The organism is Novosphingobium clariflavum (assembly GCF_026420865.1).
Lineage (GTDB): Bacteria > Pseudomonadota > Alphaproteobacteria > Sphingomonadales > Sphingomonadaceae > Novosphingobium > Novosphingobium clariflavum.
The window spans coordinates 1-23,517 of record NZ_JAPCWC010000010.1 but is presented as its reverse complement, the minus strand read 5'-3'; the positions used below and the strand labels follow the sequence as shown (position 1 = coordinate 23,517).

25 protein-coding genes are annotated in these 23,517 nt (G+C 66.7%); 12 read left to right on the top strand and 13 right to left on the bottom strand.

Annotated features, from left to right (window positions below):
- Nucleotides 1–6: 6 nt before the first annotated feature.
- From OKA11_RS14070 to OKA11_RS14060, 3 genes are read right to left on the bottom strand one after another with little or no spacing between them, the layout of a single operon-like run.
- Nucleotides 7–1,230 (bottom strand): glycosyltransferase, encoded by a 1,224-nt coding sequence (locus OKA11_RS14070; protein WP_267221331.1) that lies wholly within the window; start codon nt 1,228–1,230, stop codon nt 7–9.
- Nucleotides 1,231–1,237: 7 nt separating this feature from the next.
- Nucleotides 1,238–2,080 (bottom strand): phosphocholine cytidylyltransferase family protein, encoded by an 843-nt coding sequence (locus tag OKA11_RS14065; protein WP_267221329.1) that lies wholly within the window; start codon nt 2,078–2,080, stop codon nt 1,238–1,240.
- The gene (locus OKA11_RS14060; RefSeq protein WP_267221327.1) at nt 2,077–3,177 is read right to left on the bottom strand and encodes an inositol-3-phosphate synthase; all 1,101 of its coding nucleotides are present in this window, start codon (nt 3,175–3,177) and stop codon (nt 2,077–2,079) included. The genes OKA11_RS14065 and OKA11_RS14060 overlap by 4 nt, the downstream gene beginning before the upstream one ends.
- A 180-nt stretch (nt 3,178–3,357) precedes the next feature.
- Here OKA11_RS14060 and OKA11_RS14055 point away from each other — a divergent pair, with 180 nt between their 5' ends.
- Together OKA11_RS14055 and OKA11_RS14050 are read left to right on the top strand one after the other, a co-directional pair.
- Nucleotides 3,358–3,612 carry a hypothetical protein gene (locus tag OKA11_RS14055; protein WP_267221325.1) on the top strand — a complete coding sequence of 85 codons (255 nt, stop codon included), beginning with the start codon at nt 3,358–3,360 and terminating at the stop codon, nt 3,610–3,612.
- Nucleotides 3,613–3,672: 60 nt separating this feature from the next.
- Nucleotides 3,673–4,803 carry a glycosyltransferase family 4 protein gene (locus OKA11_RS14050; protein WP_267221323.1) on the top strand — a complete coding sequence of 377 codons (1,131 nt, stop codon included), beginning with the start codon at nt 3,673–3,675 and terminating at the stop codon, nt 4,801–4,803.
- Here OKA11_RS14050 and OKA11_RS14045 read toward each other — a convergent pair.
- Nucleotides 4,773–5,687 (bottom strand): CDP-alcohol phosphatidyltransferase family protein, encoded by a 915-nt coding sequence (locus OKA11_RS14045; RefSeq protein ID WP_267221321.1) that lies wholly within the window; start codon nt 5,685–5,687, stop codon nt 4,773–4,775. The two genes, OKA11_RS14050 and OKA11_RS14045, sit on opposite strands and share 31 nt — an antisense overlap.
- A 119-nt stretch (nt 5,688–5,806) precedes the next feature.
- Between OKA11_RS14045 and OKA11_RS14040 the strand changes: the two genes are divergently transcribed.
- Both OKA11_RS14040 and OKA11_RS14035 read left to right on the top strand, forming a co-directional pair.
- A complete protein-coding gene (locus OKA11_RS14040; RefSeq protein WP_267221319.1) occupies nt 5,807–6,841 on the top strand; it encodes a CDP-alcohol phosphatidyltransferase family protein in 1,035 nt (344 codons plus the stop codon).
- Between the two features lie 165 nt (nt 6,842–7,006).
- Nucleotides 7,007–8,446 carry an NAD-dependent succinate-semialdehyde dehydrogenase gene (locus OKA11_RS14035; protein WP_267221318.1) on the top strand — a complete coding sequence of 480 codons (1,440 nt, stop codon included), beginning with the start codon at nt 7,007–7,009 and terminating at the stop codon, nt 8,444–8,446.
- Between the two features lie 76 nt (nt 8,447–8,522).
- Here OKA11_RS14035 and OKA11_RS14030 read toward each other — a convergent pair whose 3' ends face one another.
- The 7 genes from OKA11_RS14030 to cyoA form a co-directional block, all read right to left on the bottom strand.
- The gene (locus tag OKA11_RS14030; protein WP_267221316.1) at nt 8,523–9,155 is read right to left on the bottom strand and encodes a flavin reductase family protein; all 633 of its coding nucleotides are present in this window, start codon (nt 9,153–9,155) and stop codon (nt 8,523–8,525) included.
- A gap of 137 nt (nt 9,156–9,292) precedes the next feature.
- Complete coding sequence (locus tag OKA11_RS14025) at nt 9,293–9,502, bottom strand: helix-turn-helix transcriptional regulator (RefSeq protein WP_323748324.1); 210 nt, start codon at nt 9,500–9,502, stop codon at nt 9,293–9,295.
- Nucleotides 9,503–9,540: 38 nt separating this feature from the next.
- Nucleotides 9,541–10,272 carry an SURF1 family protein gene (locus OKA11_RS14020; RefSeq protein ID WP_267221314.1) on the bottom strand — a complete coding sequence of 244 codons (732 nt, stop codon included), beginning with the start codon at nt 10,270–10,272 and terminating at the stop codon, nt 9,541–9,543.
- Nucleotides 10,273–10,279: 7 nt separating this feature from the next.
- Entirely contained in the window at nt 10,280–10,654 is a 375-nt protein-coding gene (gene cyoD / locus OKA11_RS14015; protein ID WP_267221312.1) for a cytochrome o ubiquinol oxidase subunit IV, read from the bottom strand.
- Nucleotides 10,651–11,274 (bottom strand): cytochrome o ubiquinol oxidase subunit III, encoded by a 624-nt coding sequence (gene cyoC / locus OKA11_RS14010; protein ID WP_267221310.1) that lies wholly within the window; start codon nt 11,272–11,274, stop codon nt 10,651–10,653. Before cyoC ends, cyoD begins: the two co-directional genes overlap by 4 nt.
- 2 nt (nt 11,275–11,276) lie before the next feature.
- Entirely contained in the window at nt 11,277–13,274 is a 1,998-nt protein-coding gene (cyoB, locus tag OKA11_RS14005) for a cytochrome o ubiquinol oxidase subunit I (RefSeq protein WP_267221308.1), read from the bottom strand.
- A 21-nt stretch (nt 13,275–13,295) separates the two neighbouring features.
- Nucleotides 13,296–14,339, bottom strand: coding sequence for a ubiquinol oxidase subunit II (gene cyoA / locus OKA11_RS14000; RefSeq protein ID WP_267221306.1), 1,044 nt, complete (start codon nt 14,337–14,339; stop codon nt 13,296–13,298).
- A 238-nt stretch (nt 14,340–14,577) separates the two neighbouring features.
- Between cyoA and OKA11_RS13995 the strand changes: the two genes are divergently transcribed.
- Nucleotides 14,578–15,066, top strand: a complete 489-nt coding sequence (locus tag OKA11_RS13995; RefSeq protein ID WP_267221304.1) for a hypothetical protein — start codon at nt 14,578–14,580, stop codon at nt 15,064–15,066.
- 20 nt (nt 15,067–15,086) lie between these two features.
- Here OKA11_RS13995 and OKA11_RS13990 read toward each other — a convergent pair whose 3' ends face one another.
- Together OKA11_RS13990 and copC are read right to left on the bottom strand one after the other, a co-directional pair.
- A complete protein-coding gene (locus OKA11_RS13990) occupies nt 15,087–15,956 on the bottom strand; it encodes a CopD family protein (protein WP_267221302.1) in 870 nt (289 codons plus the stop codon).
- Between the two features lie 4 nt (nt 15,957–15,960).
- On the bottom strand, nt 15,961–16,335 hold the full coding sequence (gene copC / locus OKA11_RS13985) for a copper homeostasis periplasmic binding protein CopC (RefSeq protein WP_267221299.1): 375 nt from the start codon (nt 16,333–16,335) through the stop codon (nt 15,961–15,963).
- Nucleotides 16,336–16,523: 188 nt separating this feature from the next.
- Here copC and OKA11_RS13980 point away from each other — a divergent pair, with 188 nt between their 5' ends.
- The 7 genes from OKA11_RS13980 to OKA11_RS13950 all read left to right on the top strand — a co-directional run.
- Nucleotides 16,524–16,799, top strand: a complete 276-nt coding sequence (locus tag OKA11_RS13980; RefSeq protein WP_267221297.1) for a hypothetical protein — start codon at nt 16,524–16,526, stop codon at nt 16,797–16,799.
- A gap of 3 nt (nt 16,800–16,802) precedes the next feature.
- Nucleotides 16,803–17,240: a Spy/CpxP family protein refolding chaperone gene (locus OKA11_RS13975; protein ID WP_267221295.1), complete on the top strand. Its 438-nt coding sequence runs from the start codon at nt 16,803–16,805 to the stop codon at nt 17,238–17,240.
- A gap of 6 nt (nt 17,241–17,246) precedes the next feature.
- The gene (locus OKA11_RS13970) at nt 17,247–17,843 is read left to right on the top strand and encodes an RNA polymerase sigma factor (RefSeq protein ID WP_267221293.1); all 597 of its coding nucleotides are present in this window, start codon (nt 17,247–17,249) and stop codon (nt 17,841–17,843) included.
- A gap of 211 nt (nt 17,844–18,054) precedes the next feature.
- Complete coding sequence (locus tag OKA11_RS13965) at nt 18,055–20,148, top strand: putative bifunctional diguanylate cyclase/phosphodiesterase (RefSeq protein WP_267221291.1); 2,094 nt, start codon at nt 18,055–18,057, stop codon at nt 20,146–20,148.
- Between the two features lie 101 nt (nt 20,149–20,249).
- A complete protein-coding gene (locus OKA11_RS13960; RefSeq protein WP_267221289.1) occupies nt 20,250–21,740 on the top strand; it encodes a copper resistance system multicopper oxidase in 1,491 nt (496 codons plus the stop codon).
- Between the two features lie 134 nt (nt 21,741–21,874).
- The gene (locus OKA11_RS13955) at nt 21,875–23,092 is read left to right on the top strand and encodes a tyrosine-type recombinase/integrase (protein WP_267221287.1); all 1,218 of its coding nucleotides are present in this window, start codon (nt 21,875–21,877) and stop codon (nt 23,090–23,092) included.
- Nucleotides 23,093–23,177: 85 nt separating this feature from the next.
- On the top strand, nt 23,178–23,517 hold a 340-nt coding region (locus OKA11_RS13950; RefSeq protein WP_407673450.1), incomplete at its 3' end, for a multicopper oxidase domain-containing protein.

Genomic DNA, 23,517 nt, shown 5'->3' with positions numbered 1-23,517 from the left:
CGTCTTTCACTCCGCGTGCGCGGGGGCGGCGCCTAGCGCGGAAAGCCAGGTCTCGACGCGGTCGAAATGGCTCTCCCATGTCGGGGGGCGGAACCGCGCCATGGCGGCGTGCTGGCGGTCGTGCTCCGGGGTGCCGGGGGCAAAGCCGGCGATGGCGGTTTCCCAGTGCAGCCCGGCGTTCACCGGCAGGAGCGTGGGGATGCCCTGGCCGACTTCGTGGAAGCAGGGCAGGTCGCTGGCGATGACCGGCGTGCCGGCCTGCAAGGCCTCGACCATCGGCAGGCCGTACCCTTCGGCGAGAGTGGGCAGGAGCAGGGCGGTGGCAGCGGCCAGCAGGCGCGCGACTTCGTCGTCGCCGCAGCGTTCGAGCAGGGTCACCCGCCCGCCCAGCGCCGGATCGCCGGCGAGGCGCCGACGCACCGGATCGGAGCCTGCGCCCCACTGGCCCGCGATCACCAGTTCGGGGGCCTGTTCGCCCAGCCGGCGCACGAGCATGCCCCAGACATCGAGCAGAAAGCGGTGATTCTTGCGGCTTTCGATGGTGCCGAGGCACAGGAAGAACGGGCGGCGAAGAGCGCTGCGGGCAGGCGCGCTGCGGGCAGGTGCGCCAGGGTCAGGCACATTGCGGGCAGGTGGGGCGAGGCGCTGTCCGGCGATCGGCGCTACCAGCACCGGCGGCACTTCCAGTCCTTCGAGGCGGGCGAAGTCCCGCAAGTCCCGTGCCACCGCCGCGGTGCTCACGACAATGCCCGCGCCGTGCCGCAGCGCCCCCAGGACCCGCCCCCGGTGGCGGCGGACGGCATGGGGGCGGCAATGCTCCGCGTGGGTCAGCGGGATCAGGTCGTGCAGCAGATAGGCGCTGCGCAGCCCGGCCGCGCGGATCCAGCGCTGGTGGCTGGCAAGGTCGAAGTCGGTGTGGTTGACGTTGAGGTAGATCGTGCCGGGCTGGGGCCGCGGTGCACGGCCCCAGCCCAGCGCGCGGGGCGCGAAAGCGGTCATGCGGCGGCGAAACCCGGCGTCGCTGCCCAGCAAGAGGTCGAACAGCTCTTGCGAATGAGGCCGGTCGAGCACCCGCACGGCGCCGCGGTGCTGGACGACGGCCTGCGCGCGCAGGGCGAAGCGCCGCAGGTAGGCCTGGCCGACGCGGTCGATCCCGGTCGGCAAGCGGCGCGACCAGCTGCGCGCGATCAGCCGCGTGACGTCGAGCAGCAGTGGGCGGTCCTCGGTCATCGCCGGATCAGGCGCCTGCCTGCGAGGGCGCGGCCATTTCGGCTGCTTCCATTGCGGTTGCGGCCATGGCGGGGCCGCGCGCGCCCGCCCTTGCGTAGATCCCGGGAAGTTCGCGCGCCACCATGCTTTCGGCAAGGGCGTGCATGGGGGCATCGTCGACGTCGATCCACCAGGCGGAGCCGATGTCCATGGTGGCGGCGCGGCCCCGATCGGCCAGCACCTGCATGCCGTCCGAGAGGCTGCCCGCGCGCCCGGCGGCGATCGCCGCGCCGATGGCTTCGGCCAGTTCCGGCGTCGCGAGAAAGGCGCCGCAATCGACGGCATCGTAGTCGGCGATCGTCTTGCCGATGTGGACGATCCTGTCGTCCCGGCCGAGGCGCACCCAGGTGGCATCATCGGGATCGACCATGGGGCTGTCGGTGCGGCGGTCGATCGCCAGCGTCACTCCGTGCCCGGGCGTGCCGGTCCGTGCCAGCCCGGCAAGGATCGGCGCGGAGAAGATGTGGTCGGCCATCATCAGCAGGTAATTGCCTTCGATGGCTGCGGCGCCCGCCAGGACCGACCATCCGTTGGGACGCGACCAGTCCCCCACGCGGCGCACGTCCAGCAGGACGCCCGCGCGCGCGGCGATGGCGGGAAGCGCGGCCTCGAGGCGGTCCGCTTCGTGGCCGGTCGCCACGACCACGCGTTCCACCCCGGCCGCTGCCGCCTGCCGCATGCCCAGCTCGATGAGCGGGATGCCGGCTACCGGCGTCAGCGGCTTGGAGGAACCCAGCTGGCGCAGCCTGCTGCCGTAACCGGCCGCGAGGATCAGCGCGTCCCTCGGGGGGCGGGGCGCGCCGGGGATCATTCGGCGGCCCGCAGCTCTTCGTCGAGATAGCTGTCGAGCAGGCGCATCGCCGTCTCGTCGGCGAACTGCTGCGGCGGATGCTTGCAGAAGCTGGCCGACGGGGCGATCAGCGCGCCGCTCTCGCCGCGTTCGAGCGCCAGCTTGCAGCACCGGATCGCGTCCATCACGCAGGCCGCTGCATTGGGGCTGTCCTCGACCGAGAGGCGCAGTTCCAGGTGCATCGGCACGTCGCCCCACTGCGCGCCTTCCATGCGCAGGAAGCAGATCTTGTTGTCCTTCTGCCAGGGAACGTATTCCGACGGGCCGATAAGGATATTCTCGTCGGCAAGCCGGTGCGCCAGCGCTGCCTGTACGGCCTCGGTCTTCGATTCCTTCTTGCTCGAAAGGCGATCTCTGTCGAGCATGTTCATGAAGTCGGTATTGCCGCCTGTATTGAGCTGGTACGTGCGCTCGGTGGTCACGCCGCGCGCGGTGAACAGGCTCGAAAGCGTGCGGTGGACGATGGTGGCGCCGACCTGGGCCTTGATGTCGTCGCCGACGATGGGCAGGCCGCGTTCGCGGAAGCGCGCTTCCCATGCCGGGTCGCTGGCAATGAACACGGGAATGCAGTTGACGACGCCGAGTCCTGCCTCGAGCGCGCATTCCATGTAGAATTCACTGGCCTTCTGCGAGCCGACCGGAAGGAAGTTGATCAGGATGTCGGCGCCCGAGGCGCGCAGCGCCGCGACCACGGCGGCCTGGTCGGGTTCCGCGGCGTCCGAGACGATGAAGCCGCGCGGTCCGGCCGTGGTCATGTGGCGCGCGACGCCGTCCAGTGCCACGCCCTTCATGACCGTCACCCCGGTCGCGGGCACGTCGCGGTGGAACACGGTGGTGTTGTTCGGGGCCGCGAAAATGGCATCGGCAAGGTCCAGGCCGACCTTGCGGGCATCGATGTCCACCGCCATGACGAACTCGACGTCCGCCGCCCCGTAGCCGCCGATGCGTTCATGGATCAGGCCGCTGCTCGATCCGGTGGCTGCATAATGGGCCACACCTTGAATCAGCGAACTGGCGCAATTGCCTACACCGATTACCGCGACCTTGATTGCTGTCATTGCAGGCTTAACTCCAGATCATATCAATGTGAATTCTGTATTTAATTACGTATTATTCAAATAAGAACGAACTATGTTTTAATAATGCGCGTAATTTTATGGTCGTTATCCGCGAATACGCCGGGAAAACGCCCCGGGCGCCGCTCGCGGTCGGCATGACAGCCATCCTTGAGAGGCACGATGAACATGCTTGCCGTTTCCTGCCGTGATCTTGCCCTGAGGGATGAGGGCGTCAGTTCACGTGCGTGTTTCGATATTGTTTCATCGGTTCGTCTCTTGTTGGCCCGAATTGGGGTAATTTTCGGTATTGTGTTGCAATGCTTCCGGCGGGGTTTCGAGGGGATGACGGAGCCGTTGCCGAGCAGCCTTGAATTTTATTTTCGGCGCTGTTTTTGTGGTGCGCTTGCTTGCAGCGGCCTGATCCTGCTGCCATGAAGGTGGCGAAAACGCTTCTCGCCGCGCTCTCGCGGCTGCCCTTCGAAGGCCCGGCGCTCCATGACCACCATCTGCATCGACTGCCGCTATATCGGCGCTCGCCCGAGCGGGATCGGCGAGGTCGTGCAAGGCCTGGTGGATTGGGCACCCATGCTTGCCCCCGACCTGCGGTTCCTGCTGCTGCGCAGCGCCGGGCGCAGCACGCCGCTCAGCACCGCGCGCAATGTTGCCGAAGTGATCGTGCCCCATGCCGCGAACGGGCCGGCAACGATGTGGTGGCTGCGCCATGTCGTTGACCTCAAGGGGGTCGATCTGTTCCATGCACCGGCCAACATCATGCCCGCGGGGCTTCCCGTGCCTTGTGTCGTGACGGTTCACGACGTCATGTGGCTGACCCACCCGTCATGGTGCCGCTCGGGCGTGCGGGGGCTGATCGACCGTGCGTTCTACCGGCACGGCATCCGCCGGGCGCTGCGGGATGCGGCGGCACTGGCGACGGTCAGCGCGGCCAGCGCAGGCGCGATCGCGGCACTGGCGCCGTCGGCGGCGGCGCGCACTTCGGTCACCCTGTCGGGGGTTTCGCCGCGCTTTGCGCCTGTCGGCGGCATGGAGGGCAGGCTCGCCGCGCTGGGGCTGGCGGCGGGGCGGCGCCATGTCCTGACGGTTGGCCAATATGCGCCCTACAAGAACCACGATGGGGCGCTGCGGGCATTTGCGCAGGCGTTTGCGGGGCGTGGCGATGTCGATCTCGTGCTGGTCCAGCGCATGGGCCGGGGCGCCAGCGCGCTGCTGGCATTGGCGGAGCAGCTGGGGATCGGCGGGCGCGTGCAGGTGCTGGCGGGGGTGGCCTTCGAGGACCTGCTGGCGCTCTATTCCTCCGCCGCGGCGCTGCTGCATCCCTCGTTCTGCGAAGGCTTCGGCAATCCGCTGGCCGAGGCCATGGCCTGCGGCTGCCCGGTGGTGACCAGCGACGTCTCGGCGATGCCGGAAGTGACCGCGGGCGCGGCGCTGCTTGCCAGCCCGTACGATCCAGGCGCCATCGCCGCCCAGTTGCGGCGCGTGGTCGACGATGCCGGGCTGGCCGAGGTCATGCGGCAACGCGGCCTGGCGCGGGCGGGCGAACTCAGCTGGCGCCGGTTCGCCGAAGCCAACCTTGCGGTCTACCGCCGGGTGCTGGGGGCCGGGGCATGAGCGAGGCCGAGCGAAACCGTGCGCACACCGCGCGCCGCGCGCAGGATCGACCCAAGCAGCAGCAGGTTGAGCGCCGCCGCTTCATAGAGGAAGTACCAGAGCGGCGAGCCCGCCAGCATCGAAAGCCCCAGCCCGATGGTCCGGTAATTGGCGCCCAGGAGCGGGGTCGGCGGGAGCAGGGCGGCGCTGGCGTCCCGTACCGCCTGCCGCACGCGGGCCAGCGCCTGCGCATCGTCGGCGGCCCCGGCAATCGCCGCATCGAGCGCCTCGCTCCTCGGCCCGGTGCGCTGGGCAAGCTTCAGGTAGGCGGCGCCGAGCCCGGATGCGCGCTGTCCGCGCTGGTCCTGCGTCTGGCGCAGCCATGGCACGCCGTACGCCCACCACTGGTATTGGCGGCGCCGGGTTTCGTACCAGTTCGCCTGGACCACACGGCTCAGTCCCGCGCCGAGGGTCGGCAGCCAGGCAATCGCGCCGAGGCTCTGTTGCAGCTGGAAGCCGAGCAGCAGGTAGAGCACGATGTGGCTGGCATAGTCGCAGATCCCGTCGACCAGTTCGCCGGAGGGGCTGCTGCGCCCGGTCAGGCGCGCGAGGTCGCCGTCGGCGCCGTCGAACACGTGCCAGCTCATGTGCAGGCAGAGGCCGGCCACTGCCCCGACCGGCCAGGGCAGGCCGACATAGGCGAGCCCGGCCATGACGACGAGCAGGGCGCCCGCGACCGAGACCGCGTTGGGTGTCACCGGCGTTGCCGAGAGTTGCACCGCGAGCCGCCAGGCCAGCGGGTGGTAAAGCCGGTGGTTGAGCCCGTCCTGAAGCTCGCGCGGGCGGGCTGCAGGGCGCTGGTGCGAAGCGGGCGCTCCATGCGATTGGCGAAGATCTGCGCTCATCGTTCCTGTTCGTTGGTCGTCGCCTGCGGCCGGCCGTGTCCGGCGGAGCCTGTTTCGCCGCCTTATACGGCGCTCTTGCCCGGCGCCAAGTGTTCCCCCGAAATCCGGAGTCCTTCATCGTGCAAAGCCTTGTGATCGCCTTCCCTTCCGCGCGGGCGGCGGCCTGTCTCGTGGCCGGCATTCCTGCCGCCGTCCGGGCGGCGGTCCAGGCGCTGGCCGAGGATCGCGGGGAGAGCGTCTCGTGCATCGTCGTGACGCCCGGGCCATGGGAGCCGAGTGCCCATTGCCGGGCGCAGTGGGCGCGGCTGGTGCCGGGGGCGGTGTGCCGCACCGCGCAGGAGGGCTGGCAACCGCAAGGCGGCGCCCCGGTGCTTGACGGGGTGGCGCTGGTGCTTGCCGCCGCGCATATCGAGATGCCGGCGGCGGCGCGCGGCGGAGCGGAACCGCTCGCGGCCTTGCGGGCGGCGGGCGCGGCGCTGCTTGCCGCCACGGCAAAACCCGGCGACGGTATCGTGTCGCGCCATCTCAACCGCCCGGTATCGCAGGCCATCTCCCGCCAGCTTCTGAAGATCCCCGGGATCACCCCGAACCATGCCAGTGTCGGCACGGCGCTGCTGGGGCTTGCGATGGCGGCATGCCTGCTGCTGGGCGGGGAGCGCGGGCTCATGGCAGGGGCGCTGCTGTTCCAGGCGGCCTCGATCTTCGACGGCGTCGATGGAGAGATCGCCCGCGCCACGTTCCAGACCTCGCCGCGTGGGGCGATGATCGACAGCCTGATCGATGCGGCGACCAACCTTGCCTTCATCGGCGGCGTGACGGTCAATCTGGCGTTGGCGGGGCATTCCGGCGCGGCGATGGCGGGCGCGGCGGGCCTCGTCATGCTGGCGAGCGGGCTGGCCGCCATCGGCATGCGTTCGGCGCGGCAGGGCGGCGCCTTTACGTTCGATGCGGTCAAGCACCATGCCGCGCGCCGGCCCTCGCGGCTGATGCAATGGCTGACCTGGCTGACCATGCGCGACTTCTTTGCCGCCCTTGCCGCCGTGCTGATCCTGTGCGGTCTGGCGCCGCATGCCCTCGTCGGGTTCGCCGTCTGCACCGCTCTGTGGCTGGCCTATACGCTGACGGTGCTCGGCGCGACCCGCAAGGCGGCCTGATGCGGGGCGCCGCGGCGCCGTGAAAATTTCGCACGTCCGGGCGCATTCGTCGCACCGGCAAAAAGCATGGCGCACGGGTTGCAGGGCGCGGCGTGGCCCCCGATATGGGGCGCCCGCTTGCCGGCGCCGGAACAGGGCGCCGGCCGCGTGCAAAGGAGTTCACGAATGGCCTATCCGGATACCCAGCTCTTCATCAACGGTGCCTGGCGCGATGCCGCCGATGGCCGGACGCTGGCGGTGCGGAATCCGGCCACCGGGCAGGAGATCGGCCGGGTCGCCCATGCCGGACGTGCCGATCTCGACCTGGCGCTGGACGCGGCGGCGCGCGGCTTCGAGGTCTGGCGCGACTATACGCCCGCCCAGCGCAGCGTGATCCTGCGCAAGGCGGCTGCGCTGATGCGCGAGCGTGCCGACGCGATTGCCGCGGTGATGACCCAGGAACAGGGCAAGCCGCGGATCGAGGCGCGCAGCGAGGCCATGGCGGCGGCGGACATCATCGAATGGTTCGCCGAAGAGGGCTTCCGCGTCTACGGCCGTCTGGTCCCGCATCGCAGCGACATCACCGTACGCCAGATGGTCATCAAGGATCCCGTCGGCCCGGTCGCGGCCTTCACGCCGTGGAACTTCCCGATCAACCAGGTGGTGCGCAAGATCGGCGCCGGGCTTGCCGCGGGCTGTTCGATGATCGTCAAGGCGCCGGAGGAAACCCCCGCCAGCCCGGCCGCGCTGATCCGCGCGTTCGAGGAGGCGGGTCTGCCCGAAGGCGTGCTCAACCTGGTCTACGGCGATCCCGCCGAGATTTCCGAGTACCTGATCGCCAGCCCGGTGATCCGCAAGATCACCTTCACCGGCTCTACCCCTGTCGGCAAGCTGCTGGCCGGTCAGGCGGGCAGGCACATGAAGCGGGTCTCGATGGAACTGGGCGGTCATGCCCCGGTGATCGTCTGCGAGGATGCCGATGTCGACCTGGCCGTGCGCACCGCCGGTCGCGCCAAGTTCCGCAATGCCGGGCAGGTCTGCATCTCGCCGACGCGTTTCCTGGTGCACAACAGCGTGAAGGAGCAGTTCGCCGAAGCCATGGCCGAAGTCGCGCGGGGCATCGTCGTGGGCGACGGCCTCGACGAGGGCACGCAGATGGGCCCGCTCGCCAACGAGCGCCGTCTCGCCGCCATGGCCGAGTTCCAGCAGGATGCCGTCGCGCGCGGCGCGCGGGTGCTGGCCGGCGGTGCGCGGATCGGCGAGACCGGCAACTTCTGGCAGCCGACCGTGCTGTCCGACGTGCCGCTCGACGCGCGGCTGTTCAACGACGAGCCGTTCGGCCCGGTCGCGGGCATTCGCGGTTTCGACAGGCTGGAGGAAGCGATCGCCGAGGCCAACCGCCTGTCCTTCGGGCTGGCCGGTTATGCCTTCACCCGTTCGCTCGTCCATGCCGACCTGCTGACGCGGCGCGTGGAAGTGGGCATGCTGTGGGTCAACATGCCGGCTGCGTCCTCGGCCGAACTGCCGTTCGGCGGGATCAAGGATTCGGGCTACGGCACCGAGGGCGGGCCGGAAGCGCTCGACAACTACCTCAACACGCGGGCGGTGGCCGTCGCCAACGTCTGATCGGCTGATCGGGGCCAGTCCCCGCCCAATCCCCGCCCAGTCCCCGCGCTGCCCCCGGTGGGCGGCGCGGGCCTTTTCAGGCGGTCGCGGTTGGACGCGTCATGTGGAATTCGTTCTCGGGGCTGATCGCGAAATAGCTGGTGGGGCCGCCGGCGCGCAGGATCGGCTCGGCGCGGGCGGTCTGGTAGACGCCGTCCTCCAGCAGCGCGCGGTCGATGTGCACGCCCACCACTTCGCCGAGCACCAGCCAGGTCTCGGCCTTCGTGCCGTCCCGGCCTTCCAACTGGATCATCTGCGTCAGCATGCATTCGAACGAGACCGGGCTTTCGGCGACGCGCGGGGCGGCGATCAGCCGGCTGGGCGCGCTGGTCAGGTCGGCGAAGGCGAATTCGTCGCGCTCGGGCGGCAGGGGCGCGCAACTGCGGTTCATCGGCTCGGCCAGCGTGCGCGTGGCGAGGTTCCAAGCGAATGAGCCGGTCGCGGCGATGTTGGCGACCGTGTCCTTCCAGCCGATCGAGGCGAAACCGATGATCGGCGGGCGATAGTTGAAGGCGTTGAAGAAGCTGTAGGGGGCAAGGTTGGGCACGCCGTCGGCCGAGAGCGACGAGATCCAGCCGATCGGCCGCGGGCCGATGATCGCGTTGAAGGGATCGTGGGCGAGCCCGTGGCCGTGCTCGGGCTCGTAGAAATGCCAGCGGCCGTCATCCATCGGAAGTGCTTTCCTGCGCAGAAGGGGGGAGTGCGGCCTGCTATGATCCACCCGGCATGCTTCGGCAAGTCGGTCAAGCCCGCGCGGCGCCTGAGCGTTCCAAGCTGCTGATGCGTCAGCATCACGGCAGCTTGGTATCAGCCGGGGCTTGGCGTGCCGTCGAAAAAGATCGTCTCGATCGGCAGGCCGAACAGGCGGGCGATCGCGAAGGCGAGGGACAGCGAGGGATCGTGCCGGGCGTTCTCGATGAGGTTGATGGTCTGGCGCGAGGCGCCGACCTGGCTGGCCAGCGCGGCCTGGGTCAGGCCGTGCTGGCTGCGCAGTTCTCGCAGTCGGTTGTGCATCATGGCCTCTCCGGGATGAATGGACGGCGGCGGGCGCCGCGTCAGGCGTCTGCGGTCCGGGTGTCGGTGCCCTGCCGCCAGAACATCGCGAAACCGAACAGGCTCAGCAGGCAAAGGCCGAACCAGGTGGCGGCGTAAGTCAGGTGGTTGTTGGGGAAGGCGACGATGGTGAGCCCGCCGCGCGGCCAGGGGCTGGCTGCGAGCGCATCGGCGTCGATGAAATAGGGGGCCATGGCGGAGAGCCCGCGCGCCCGGGCGATGGCGGCAACGTCGCGCGAGTACCAGCGCTCCTGCTCCGGCCGGTTGGCGCGCAGGAAACGGCCTTCCGGCTCGCTCATGCGCAGCAGGCCGGTGACCCGGACGGTGCCGGTGGGCAGGCTTTGCGGGCGGGCGCTGCGCGGGGCCAGGCGTTCGGGCACGAAGCCGCGATTGACGAGGATGAGGGTGCCGTCGGCCTGTTCCAGCGGGGTCATCACCCAGTAGCCGGGGCCCATGTCCGTGGCGGTGTGGACCAGCGTCTCGCGGGCGTTGAGGAAATGGCCGCTGGCCACGACGCGGCGGTACTGGTCCTTTGCCGCCGAGACGCCGCCCCACGCGGAGGGCGGCGGCGGCGGGGCCGGCTCTGCGTGGATGCGGGTATCGACCGCCTCGATCAGGGCCAGCTTCCAGACGCGGCGCTCGAGCTGCCAGACCCCGAGCGCCGCAAAGGCAGCGGCAGCGAACAGGGAAATGGCCAGCATCACGATCCGCTTGGCGTTCGATGTTCGCTGCATGGCTGCCTCAGTGCACCGAGCCGTCCATCGGACCGCCCGGCATCGGCATCATGTTGGCGTTGAGGTGGTACATGACCCAGATCGAACCGGCGATCGTCAGCACGACGATGATCGTCGTGAACAGGAACGCCAGCAGCGTCCAGCCACCTTCCGAACGGGTGTCGAGGTGGAGGAAGCAGAGCACGTGGACGACGATCTGGATGAACCCGAGCGCGAAGATCATCGGCGCGATGATGCCCCGGTCGGGCAGCACGTTGGTCATCACCAGCAGAAACGGGATCGCCGTCAGCACGATCGAGAGGATGGAGCCGGCGCGATAGGCGGCGCGGCTGCCGTGGCTGGCGGAATGGCTGGCCACGGCGTGGTGCGAGGAGGTGCTCAACGGATCACTCCATACAGGTAGACGAAGGTGAAGACCCCGATCCAGATGATGTCGAGGAAGTGCCAGAACATCGACAGGCACATCACGCGGCGCTTCATCGCCTCGCTGAGGCCCTGCGAGCCCAGCTGGATCAGCAGCGTGGCGATCCAGATCAGGCCGACGGTGACGTGGGCCCCGTGGGTGCCCACCAGCGCGAAGAACGAGGAGAGGAACGCGCTGCGGTCCGGCCCGGCGCCTTCGGCGATCATATGCGAGAACTCGTAGAGTTCCACGCCCACGAAGGCCGCGCCGAGCAGGCCGGTGATCGCCAGCCAGAACCGCGTCGGTCCTACCCGGCCCGCTTCCATGTGCGGGATCGCCTGGCCGAAGGTGATCGACGAGGCCAGCAGGAACGCGGTGTTGAGCGCGACCAGCGGCAGATCGAAGATCTGCCGTGGTCCGGGGCCGCCCGCAAAGGCGGTGCTCACCACGCCGAACATGGCGAAGAGCGAGGCGAAGATGAGCGCGTCGCTCATCAGGTAGATCCAGAAGCCCAGTCCCGTCGGGCTGGCGGGGTGTTCCTCCTCCGCGAGGTGCCAGATTACCGGCTCCTCGCGGGCGATCGTCACATGCTGCGTCATGGTCAGGCTCCCGCGCCGAGCGGCAGCGGCCGCTTGGCTTCGGTTCGGGCGACTTCATCCTGGGGGATGTAGTAGTCGCGCTTGAAGTTGAAGGTGTGGCCGATGGCGGTGACGAGCAGGCCTGCGAAGGCGAGCGCGGCGAGCCACCAGATGTACCAGATCATCGCAAAGCCGAGCACGGTGGCCAGGCCCGCCAGGATGATCCCGGCCGCGGTGTTCTTGGGCATGTGGATCGGCTTGAAGCCCGAAGCCGGACGGCGATAGCCGCGCGTCTTCATGTCGTGCCAGGCGTCGAGGTCGTGGACCACCGGCGTCACCGCGAAGTTGTAGGCCGGCGGCGGCGAGCTGGTCGACCATTCGAGCGTGCGGCCATTCCACGGATCGCCCGTGGTATCGGCCAGCTGCTTGCGCTTCACGAAGCCCATGACGATGCTCATCACGAAGCCCAGCACGCCGATCAGGATGACCACGGCACCGATCAGCGCCACGATGAAGTAGGGCTGGATGCTGGGATCGTCGAAGTGGTTGACGCGGCGCGTGTTGCCCATGAGGCCGACGATGTAGATCGGCGTCCAGGCCAGCCAGTAGCCGATCACCCAGCCCCAGAAGCCGACCTTGCCCCACCACGGGTCGAGCTTGAAGCCGAAGGCCTTGGGGAACCAGTAGACCATGCCGGCGAAGAGGCCGAAGACGACGCCGCCGATGATGGTGTTGTGGAAGTGGGCCACCAGGAACAGCGAGTTGTGGAGCACGAAGTCCGCCGGCGGAATGGCGAGGAGCACGCCGGTCATGCCGCCGACCACGAAAGTGATCATGAAGGCGACCACCCACATCATCGGCACGTCGTAGCGGATGTCACCCTTGTACATGGTGAACAGCCAGTTGAAGACCTTGGCGCCGGTGGGGATGGCGATCACCATCGTGGCGATGCCGAAGAAGCTGTTGACCGAGGGACCGGCACCCATCGTGAAGAAGTGGTGCAGCCAGACGAGGTAGGACAGGATGGTGATGACGACGGTCGCGTAGACCATCGAGTTGTAGCCGAACAGGCGCTTGCCCGTGAAGGTGGAGGTGATTTCCGAATAGATGCCGAAAGCGGGCAGGATCAGGACGTAGACTTCCGGGTGACCCCAGATCCACACCATGTTCCAGTACATCATCGGCGCGCCGCCGAGTTCGTTGGTGAAGAAGTGCGTGCCGACGTAGCGGTCGAGCATCAGCAGGAAGAAGGCGGCGGTAAGTGCGGGGAAGATGGCGATGGCGAGCACGTTGGAGCACAGCGCCGTCCAGGTGAAGACGGGCATCTTCATCATGGTCATGCCGGGGGCACGCATCTTGACGATGGTGGCGACCATGTTGATCGCCGACAGCGTGGTGCCCACGCCCGCGATCTGCAGCGACCACAAGTAGTAGTCGACGCCGGTGTCCGGGCTATAGGCCAGTTCCGCCAGCGGCGCGTAGGACAGCCAGCCGGTGCGGGCGAACTCGCCGACGAACAGCGAGATCATGGTCAGCACCGCGCCCGAGACCGTCAGCCAGAAGCTGAGGTTGTTGAGGAACGGGAAGGCCACGTCGCGCGCGCCGATCTGCAGCGGCATCACGAAGTTGATCAGGCCCACCACCAGCGGGATCGCCACGAAGAAGATCATGATCGTGCCGTGCGCGGTGAAGATCTGGTCGTAGTGCGAAGGCGGCAGGTAGCCGGGGTTGGAGCCGAAGGCGATCGCCTGCTGCAGGCGCATCATCAGCGCGTCGGCAAAGCCGCGCAGCAGCATGATGATGCCCAGGATGATGTACATGATGCCGATCTTCTTGTGATCGACGCTGGTGAACCACTCCTTCCAGAGATAGCCCCACAGCCCGAAGCGGGTGACCGCCCCGACCACGCCAAGCCCGAGCAGGACGACGACGATGAAGGTGCCGAGCAATATCGGCTCGTGAAATGGTAGGGACTCCCAACTCAGGCGTCCGAACACGGTTTTTGCTAACGTGTCTGTCATGATGGTTCCGATAGGGCGAGGTCAGGCCCGCTCTGCGCGCACGGCGCCGGGGAGGAGGAGGGTGTCGGTTGCGGAGATCCTGGGATCACGCGCTGCGGCGGGTTCGGCCTTTGCCGCCTTTGGGGCCGCCTTGGGGGCCAGCTTGCCGTCCTTGTCGTCGCAGGTCGCCGGGCGTTCGCCCATGTGCATCTTGCCGGCCAGCATGTCGCGCCGCATGACGTCGATCATGCAGGGCTTGCCGGGCTCGGCGCAGGCATTGACGATGCGGTCGAACAGACCGGGCTGGACCGAGGAATAGCGCACGACCGGCGCCTTGGTGGTGGGCTTGGTGAGTGCCACATAGGTCTCGGTCGAGAGCGGGGTGCCCTTGGCCTTGGCCTCGGCGATCCAGCTGTCGAACCCGGCCTTGGTGACGCCGCGCAGCTTGAAGCGCATGTCGGAATAACCGGCGCCGGTGTAGTTGCCCGAATAGCCCCAGCTGTCGCCGGTCTTGTTGAGCACGGCGTTCAGCTCCGAACGCATCGTCGGCATCGCGTAGATCATGCCGGCCAGCGTCGGCGCGGAGAAGGTGTTGAACTGGTCGGTGGACGTGATCGAGAAGCGCACCGGCACGTCGACCGGCAGCGCGAGTTCGTTGACCGTGGCAACGCCGAGGTCGGGGTAGATGAACAGCCACTTCCAGTCCATGGCGACGACCTGGACGTTGAGCGGCTTGGTACCGGCGGGAATGGGCTTGCCCGGGGCGATGCGTTCGAGCGGGCGGAAGGGATCGAGCTGGTGGGTGGAGGCCCAGGTGACGGCGCCCAGGATGGTGATGATGGCGAGCGGGCAGGCCCAGATCACCAGTTCAAGGGTAGTGGAATGATGGAACTCGGGATCGTAGTCCTTGTTGGGATTACCGCGACGGTATTTCCAGGCGAAGGCCACGGTCAGTGCGATCACCGGAATGATGATCAGCAGCATCAGTCCCAGCGACAACAGGATGAGGTTGCGCTGCTGCATGGCGATATCGCCTGTTGGGTTCATCACGACCATGTCGCAGCCACCCAGCAGCATGGGCAGCATAGCGACCGATAGGCACAAGGCCCGGCGAGGGTGTCTGGAGGTTGGAGGTTGCATGCGCCACGCGCTAGGCGCGAATCTGCTGCAATCGTTTGATCTCGATCAAGGAGGTCTGATTTTCCTAGGCGAAACCGTTATTTGACGGCGGTCAATGTGGATGCGCGGGGCGGCGTTATGCCTCCGTGTCATGCAACATCTGGCAATGCCTCAATGGCTGTCGCGCTCGGCAGTCCGGTCGAACATGATCGATGACGAAGACATCGTCGATCTGGTGGTGGATCATGCGCGGATACGCAAGATCTGCGAGGCGCTTACGGTCATCGTCGCCGACTTTGTCGTCGGCAAGCCGTGCGAAATACGCACTTTCATCGCGCATGAACTGGAATCCGCCTTCGATCGGCGTGTCAGGCTGGCGGACGATGTGCTGCATACGCTGTTCGGCGGCAGCCCGGCGGCCTGCGAGGATTCGATCCTGGCGGTGATCCTGCGCCGGCAGATCCGCGACGCGCTCGACGCCAAGGAACTGGGCAACCTCCTGCGCCTCGATCCCGATGCGGTGGCGCTGCGCGAACTGCACCGGCTGGTCAGTGATCTCCAGGAAAATGCGCGCCATACCCTGCATCTCGAGGCGCTCTCGCTGCTGACCCTGCTCGACGAGCGGCTGACCGTCCGGGCCCGAGAGTCGCTGCGCGGGCTGCTGCACCACGGCGCGGAAAGCGGCCTGGCCTGAGGCCGGCCGGTACGCGGCCGTCAGACTCCGTGGGGATCGAGCAGTCCGGCCGCGGCCACCACCAGCACGACGGCAAGGCCGCAGGACATCTCCAGCACGAGCGAGCGCGCCAGTCGCCGCGCGGCGCCGGGCATCCGCGCTTCGAGTGCGGGCACGAGTATCCAGCGATTGCGCGCGGCCAGGCCCAGCATCAGCGCGAATAGCACGATCTTCAGCGCGATCAGGCGGGGCCAGGACCCCGACGGCCAGCTGCCGCCGCTGATCAGCCAGGCGTTGGTCAGCCCGGTCACCAGCAGCACGGCGACGACCAGCGTGCCGGTGCGGGCAAAGGCGGCAAGGCTGCGGACCACGCCGGTTGCCTGCCCGTCGCCGCGCATGTCCGCCAGGAATGCCAGCATGGCCCCCAGCCAGAGCGCGGCGGCGGCCAGGTGGAGGACGTCGCCCGCGCGCAGCAGGTCGCCGCCAAGGGCTTCACCGGCCCCGGCATGACCCGCCCAGGCGGCGCTGGCGAGCGCGGCCAGGGCCGGGGGGGCCAGCAGCGCGGGGGCGGGGCGCAGGACGAGGGCGGCCACGAACAGGGCGAGCGCCGCAGCGCGAACGGTGAGCAGCGTGCCCAGCGGTGTGGCGCCGATCACGGCGGTGAATGTCGCGCGGTCGAGCTCGGCCAGCGGGATCGCCGCCATCGCCGCGACATTGGCCATCGCCCACCACAGCGATGCCGCTGCCGCGCCGGCGGCGAGCCCTGCCAGGGCGAGGCGGGCGGGCTGGCCGAAGCGGGCCCCGGCTGCGGACCGGGGCCCTGCGATCAGGGCGTGGAACGGCAGGCCCGCGGCCATCAGCAACAGCGCATAACTGACGAAGCGCGCGGCGACGAGACTGCCGTTTTCCATGCGCTCAGCGAACCGTGAAGCTGTAGGAGCCTTCGATGCGGTGCTGGTCGGCGGCGACCGCGTGCCAGGTCAGCTGGTAGGTGCCGGTCGGCAGCGGACGCGGCAGGGCGACGGTCATCGTCTTGCCCTTGGCCTTGGCGGTGATGCCCTTGATCGGCATCGGCTGATGGTTGGCCATGCCGGGCATGCCGGTCATCACCAGGTCGATGCCCGAAAGCGGGGCAACGAGGTCTTCCGAGAAAGTCAGCGCGATCGAGGTCGGCTTGGCGACCGCCGAATTGGCGGCAGGCGTGGCGCTCAGCAGCTTGGGGTGGGCAAGGGCAGTGGCGGGAACGGCGGCAACCGCGAGAATAGCGGCGGCAAGTGCAGGAAAACGCATGTGGGGGCTCCGATCCTTGAGGTCCGGGCGAACGAACTTGCCCGGACTTGCAGGAACCCATACGCAGGGCGCGACGGGCATCCCTCATGGCGGCGCAAATTTTTCGGCGCGGCGATGAGGGATGACGCTGCGCCTGCGCGTATCGGCGGGTGAGAAGCGAAGTACGACAGGCAGACGGGAACAGGCCGATGAACGAAGTGGACCAGATGTTCGCGCTATTGCGCGGCGAACCGCTGCCCGGCGCGCTGGGCGGGATCGATGGCGCGGTCATGGCCGGCCTCGCCTCCGGGCGGGAACGCCGGGCGGTGCGCCGCGGGCTGGCACTTGCCTGCAGCGTCGCGGCGGTGGTCGGGCTGTGGGGCGGCCTCGCCTTGCCGGTCCCCGCTTTCGAACGGGATCACGGGTACGGCGAGCCGCTGCTGGGCATGCCGGCCGCAGCGCCGTCGCACTTGCTGGCCAGCTGACCGATGCGCAGCGGCTATCGGTACGTTCTGGTCGCTCTTGCGGCGTTTCTGGTCGCTCTAGGGGCGCTTTGGCTGGGGCAGGCGCTGCGGGGCGAGGAGCCGCAGGAAAGCCGCATCCATGTGCTGCTGCACCGCGAGCTGGACCTCGATTCCGGGCAGAAACAGAGGATCGAAGCACTGGAACAGGGCTTTGCCGCCCGTCGCAGCCAGCTGGAAGGCGAACTGCGCGCCGCCAATGCCGACCTCGCCCGGGCCATCGCGCATGAACATGCTTATGGCCCGGACGTGGAAAAGGCGGTCGATCGCTCGCACATGGCCATGGGCGAATTGCAGAAGGCGACCCTCCAGCACGTCTTCGCGATGCGCGCGGTATTGCGCCCGGAGCAGACCGGCCGCTTCGACAAGGCCGTCGCCGAAGCCCTGACCAAGCCGCAGGACTGACCCGGCGTGGCCGCGCCGGAAGGGGACGATAAGGCCGCCGTCGCGGCAGCGCTTGCCGGCCGCCAGGCGGGCTTCACCGCGCTGATGGATGCCCACCGCGATGCCGTGTTCCGCATGGTGCGTGGCCACCTCGGCAACGAGGCGGATGCGCTGGACGTGACGCAGGAGAGCTTCGTCGCCGCCTTCCTTGCCCTGCGTCGCTACGATCCGACCCGGCCGTTCCGCGGCTGGATCCTGCGCATCGCGCTCAACAAGTGTCACGACTGGGCGCGGCGCCGCAAGGTCCGGCGATTTTTCGCCTTTGCGCTGCCGATCGAGGAGGCCGCGAGCGTTGCGGATGAGGGGTACGATCCCGAGCAGGCCCTGGCCTCGCGCGGGGAAGTGGAGCGCATCCACGCCGACATCGCCGCTCTCCCCGCCAGCTTGAAGGAGCCGCTGCTGCTCTGCGCGCTGGAAGGCCTGTCGCAGGAGGAGGCTGCCGCGATCCTCGGCATCAGCCGCAAGGCCGTGGAAACGCGGATCTATCGTGCGCGCAGACATCTTGCACATTGGAACGGGTCAGGGAATAGTGATCCGGGTGACGGCGATCCATGGCGGGCATAGGGGCGGCGTGCAACCGTTCGCAGGATTGTACGTTGAGGAATCCGGGTCGCGCGAAATTTGTCGTATAATAGATAGAATTTATGGAAAATTCGATCGGTTAAACCCTTAGGTCAATCCAAGCGTCTATTTTAGAGACAGCGCGGTGCGCTAACGAGGATCGCAAATGGACACCCCCCGCCATTCCCCCGTGGCCAAGCGAAGTACCGGAGCGATGGTCGCAATCTCTGCGATGACGCTCGGTGCGGCGGTGAGCTTGTGGGCTGCCGCGGGTGCCTTGAACAACCGGGAGTCCCAGCGCCAGGTCGAGCAAGTGCGCGGTGCGATCTCCCGTGCGCGGCATAATTCCGACGAACAGGCCAAGGCGCTGGGCCAGCGGCATGAACTTGCCCGTCAGCTGGCCGCCAACGGGCCCGACGGTGCGGCTGCATGGCTCGATGAAGAACTGGGCCAGCCGGCCACGGCAACGGTGAGCACGAAGACGGTCCTGATCGTCGGGCGTGACGGCGCCGTCTACGGTTTTGCCGAAGGCGGCCGCCTGTCCACCCGCGAGATGGAGCCCCTGGCCCAGTCGGTCTCGGACATGGTCCATGCTGGCGAGGGGACCACCGATGTCCGCAGCATCAACGGCGTCCCTGCCGTCGTTTCCGCCGTGCCGATCGTGCCGCCCGGCCCGATTTCCGGGGGCGACGCTGGCGCCATGAAGCTGGTCACGTTCACCTACTTCGATGACCCCACGATCGCCCGCTGGGCCAATGCGTTCATGCTGGAGCGGCTGACGCTGCTGTCGCCGCGCCGCCCCGTGCCGGCCGGTTGGCGGCAGGTCAGGCTGGCCGGAAACGGCGGCGAAACCATCGGCAGGATGGCCTGGCAGCCCGATCGTCCCGGTGATGTCCTGACGCGCTACATCCTGCCTGCCGAACTGGTGTTCGGCGCCATCGTCCTCGCCTTGTTCTGGGGCATGGCGCACCGGGCGCGGACGTCGACGACGCGGGTGAACTATCTCGAGCGGTTCGATCCGACCACGGGTCTCGTCAACCGCGCGACATTCATGATGCGGCTCGACCAGATTGCCGGCAATCACCCCTGCCAGCTGCTCCGGCTCGACATCGACGATTTCAGCGCGATCAACGATGCGTTCGGCCTGCCCGGCGGGGACGAGGTCATTCGTGAATTCAGCAAGCGGCTGGTCAAAGTTTTCAGTGCCGACCGCTGCATGATCGCCCGGCTCGATGGCGACGAATTCGCGATTCTCGTGCTTGGGGCGGGCCAGATCCATTCGCTGGGCCCCAGGGCGACGCAGGTCTTTGTCGAGAAGCGGCGGCGCGGGCATCCTACCACGACCATCACGCTGTCCGCGGGCATCGCCGCGGCTCCCGAACATGGCCATACCGCCGAAGACCTCATGCAGAACGCCGACATCGCGCTGGGTGCGGCCAAGGCGGCGGGATCGGCCCATCACGTCATCTTCGATCCGGCGCTGGGCCAAGCGTTCAAGTCGCGCAAGGATCTCGAAGCGCAGATGAAGCAGGCCATCGACGAACAGGGCTTCGAACTGTTCTACCAGCCAATCGTCGATCTGCGCACGATGCGGCCCAACGGGGTTGAGGCGCTGCTGCGCTTGAAGCAGGGTGCCTCGGCCACCCCGGCGGAATTTGTTCCGGTCATCGAGAAGCTGGGGCTGATGCCGCAGCTCGGCGGCTGGATCATCGCGCAAGCCTTTGCCGACAGCCGCAAGTGGCTGGGGCTCAAGACGTCGATCAACCTGTCGCCGCTTCAGCTCGAAAATCCGGCGCTGCTCGATCAGATCGACTTCCACCGCGCCCGCTACAACGTCAGCCCGGCCTCGATCGGTTTCGAGATCACCGAAGGTATTCTCCTCGCCGATTCCGACACCGTCCGCAGCAATCTCATAGGTCTGCGCCAGCGCGGTTATACGCTGGCGCTGGACGATTTCGGCACCGGCTACTCCTCGCTCAGCTACCTGTCGGAGTTCGACATCCAGCGCCTGAAGCTCGACAAGAGTTTCGTCAGCGGAGGCCGCACCCAGAGCGAACGCAGCGCTGCGCTGGTCCGCGGGGTCATCGACATCTGCCACCGCCTCGGGATCCAGGTCGTGGCGGAAGGCATCGAGGAAGAGGAAGAGGCCCGCATCCTGCAGGACTGGTCGTGCGACTATGCGCAGGGCTATCATTTCGGGCGCCCCGCCCCGGTATGGGCAACCAAGCGCACGATTGCCATGCTGCGGCAAAAGGTCGCCGAAAGCGAGGCGGCCGAAGGCCCGGAGCAGCGTTTGACGATTGTCTGACGCCGGGGCTACCCATCGCCGCAACCGGGGGATGGGGCAACCGCAGCGGTGTTTTTTGATGGTCGCATGAGGGATGCCTGCCCAGGGCGCGTATCCCATGCATGATGCCGAACGACTGTTTCCAACGCGCCCTGCTCCAACGCAGACACTTCCTGGCCCTTGGCGGCGCCTTTGCGGGCAGCCTCGGCATGGCGGGCCTGTTCCCGGCATGGGCGAAGAGCGGCACGCCGGGGATCGTCCACGCCAGCACCGATTCCGGCGTTCTTTCGGGCAATTCCATCGCGCTCCAGATTGGGGAAAGCCATTTCGCGATCGGTGGCCGTTCGGGTCATGCGGTGACCGTCAACGGCACGCTGCCCGCGCCGCTGCTGCGCCTGCGGGAAGGCGAGACGGTACGCATTGCCGTCACCAACCGGCTGAAGGAGCAGACCTCGATCCACTGGCACGGGCTGCTGGTGCCATTCCAGATGGACGGTGTTCCGGGCGTCAGCTTCCCCGGCATCGATCCGGGCGAGACCTTCGTCTACGAGTTCCCGCTCATCCAGTCGGGCACGTACTGGTATCATTCGCATTCGGGCATGCAGGAAGCGGAAGGGCTGTTCGGCCCGATCGTGATCGACCCTGCCGGTGCCGATCCGATCGCTTGCGACCGTGAGCATGTTCTGGTCCTGTCGGACTGGAGCCCGATCCATCCGCACGAGCAGATGCGCCGCCTGAAGATGATGGGGGGCTATTTCAACCGCCAGCGCCAGACGCTTGTCGGACTGCTGGCGGGCAAGGACCAGTCGCTGGCGGACCGCCTGGCCTGGGCGCAGATGCGCATGGACGCGACCGACATCTCGGACGTGACCGGATCGACCTACAGTTTCCTCGTCAATGGCCACGGTAATGCCGAGAACTGGACCGGGCTTTTCGCACCGGGCGAGAAGGTGCGCCTGCGCGTCATCAATGCCTCGGCGATGACCAACTTCAACTTCCGCATTCCCGGTCTGCCGCTGACCGTGGTGGCAGCTGACGGTAATCCGGTCCAGCCGGTCGAGACCGACGAAGTGCAGATCGCCATCGCCGAGACCTACGACTTCATCGTCGAGCCCGGTGCCTCGGAGAGCTACGGCGTGATCGCCGAGGCTATCGACCGTTCCGGGCTTGTGCGCGCTACACTGGCCCAGCGTCCGGGCCTCGTTGGCGAGACACCGAAGCTGCGTGAACGGCCTGTGCTCACCATGCGCGACATGGGCATGGATATGGACGGCATGGACATGGGGGAGGGCGGCGTGATCGACCTCAGCAAGCCGGCCAACAGCTCCATGAGCGGCCATTCGATGTCGATGCGCGATCCTTCCGTCGCGCCGGGCGTGAAGATGGGGCCGGGCGTCGCCACGCTCTCGCCGATGCCGGTGGATCGTCTGGCCGACCGTCCGACCGGCTTGGAAAACGTCGATCACCGCGTTCTGACTTACGCGGACTTGCGCTCGCGCGATCCCAATCCCGATCCGCGCGTGCCGAGCCGTCAGGTCGATGTGCACCTGACCGCCAACATGGAGCGGTACATGCATTTTCGATCTACCATCGGCTCAGCTGGAGTACGATGAACTAAGATAAATGTCTATTTTTCAGGTGTTTGAAAAAGATTATAATACTCTGGCCTTGGAACACTTTCGCTCGAGTTTGATGTCGCGTGGCTCCCATGTGGCTCCCAGATTTGAGCGCTTTCGGAGGTCCGAAAATGCCCACGTTGAAGCTAACCAAGCGTACCTTAGAAGCGGCTGAACCCAAATCCAAGCCTTATGAATTGCGGGACACCGAAGTCGTCGGTCTGCTGTGCAAGGTTTCGCCCGCCGGTCGCAAGACCTTCATGCTGCAGTATCGCAATTATGAGGGCGTCAAGCGAAAGCCGGCGCTTGGGCTGTTTGGCGATTTAACCGTCGAGCAAGCTCGAACGATCGCTCAGAAATGGCTCGCGGAGGTGCGTGAGGGTGGAGATCCTTCACGCACTCGGGCGGAACGGCGTGCCAGCGTGACCGTCCGAGAATTCGAGGAGATATTCTACCAACGCTGGACATTGGTGCGGAATAAAAAGAGCACTCAAAAATTGCACAGATATATGTTCGAAAAATACATATCGAATAGGGTGGGTTATTGTAAGATTGATTCCGTTAGTAAGAAGGAAGTCAAAAAATTCGTGGATGATCTTAGCTTTGCTCCCGGCATGGCTTACATCTCTCTTGGAATTTTGAGTTCCATGTTTAAGCGGGCAGAGGAGTGGGGTTATCGAGCTGAGGATACGAACCCCTGCAAGGGCGTTACTACGCTCGCAAAAAAGAAGCGCCCTAGACTTATCCGTCAGGAAGAAATGGTTCGATTGATGGACTATCTCGAGTTGCCGGAAGGAGAAGGCGGGGGCAGATCGGCGTACACCTTGGCTATGAGACTTCAGTTTGCGTTTGCAGCGCGGGTGTCTGAAATTCTCCAACTGCGTTGGGCATGGGTGGATTTTGAAAGGCGGAGGGTCGATTGGCCCGATAGTAAGACTGGCCCAATTTGGAAGCCCATCTCGAAAGAGGCCCGAACGCTGCTTCAACTCGCAGCATCTGCCGCTGGCGATTCCCCCTTTGTCATCCCAAATCCAAACGACCCAAGCCGCCCGGCAATGTACGGCGCGTATCATCGTGCATGGCGGAAGGCGTTAGCAGTATCAGGGATTGAGCACGTCGGGACTCATGGCATACGTCATCGCGCTGCGACCGATATCGCAAATTCAGGAGTGCCGCTCAAGGTGGGTATGGCGTTGACCGCGCATCGCCGCGTTGAGGTCTTTATGGGGTACGTTCATCTCGAAGAGCCAATGCTGTACGATGCCGCTGACCAAGTTGCTGAAAGTCGAATGGCGAAATTGGAGGCGGCTAGGTGCAATGTGACTTGCGGGTTGCGACCGGTTGATTGAGCAAGCCGGTATCGGCAGTTCTTTCAGGTAGCAAAAATTGTCACGCGTTGGTGAGGGATAGACCTGTTTGCCGCGTATCCCCTGCATGACGCCGAACGACAGCCTCCATCGCTCCCTGCTTCAGCGCAGGCGTTTTCTGGCCCTTGGCGGCGCTGTCGCAGGCAGCCTCGGAATGGCAGGCCTGTTCCCTGCATGGGCGCGTAGCGGTACGCCGGGTATCGTTCACGCCGGCACTGGTTCCGGCGTTCTGACAGGCAATTCCATCGCGCTTCAAATCGGCGAGAGCCATTTTTCGACCGGCGGTCGCTCGGGCCATGCGGTTACCGTCAACGGCACGCTGCCCGCCCCGCTGCTGCGCCTGCGTGAAGGCGAGACGGTGCGCATTGCCGTCACCAATCGCCTGAAGGAACAGACCTCGATTCACT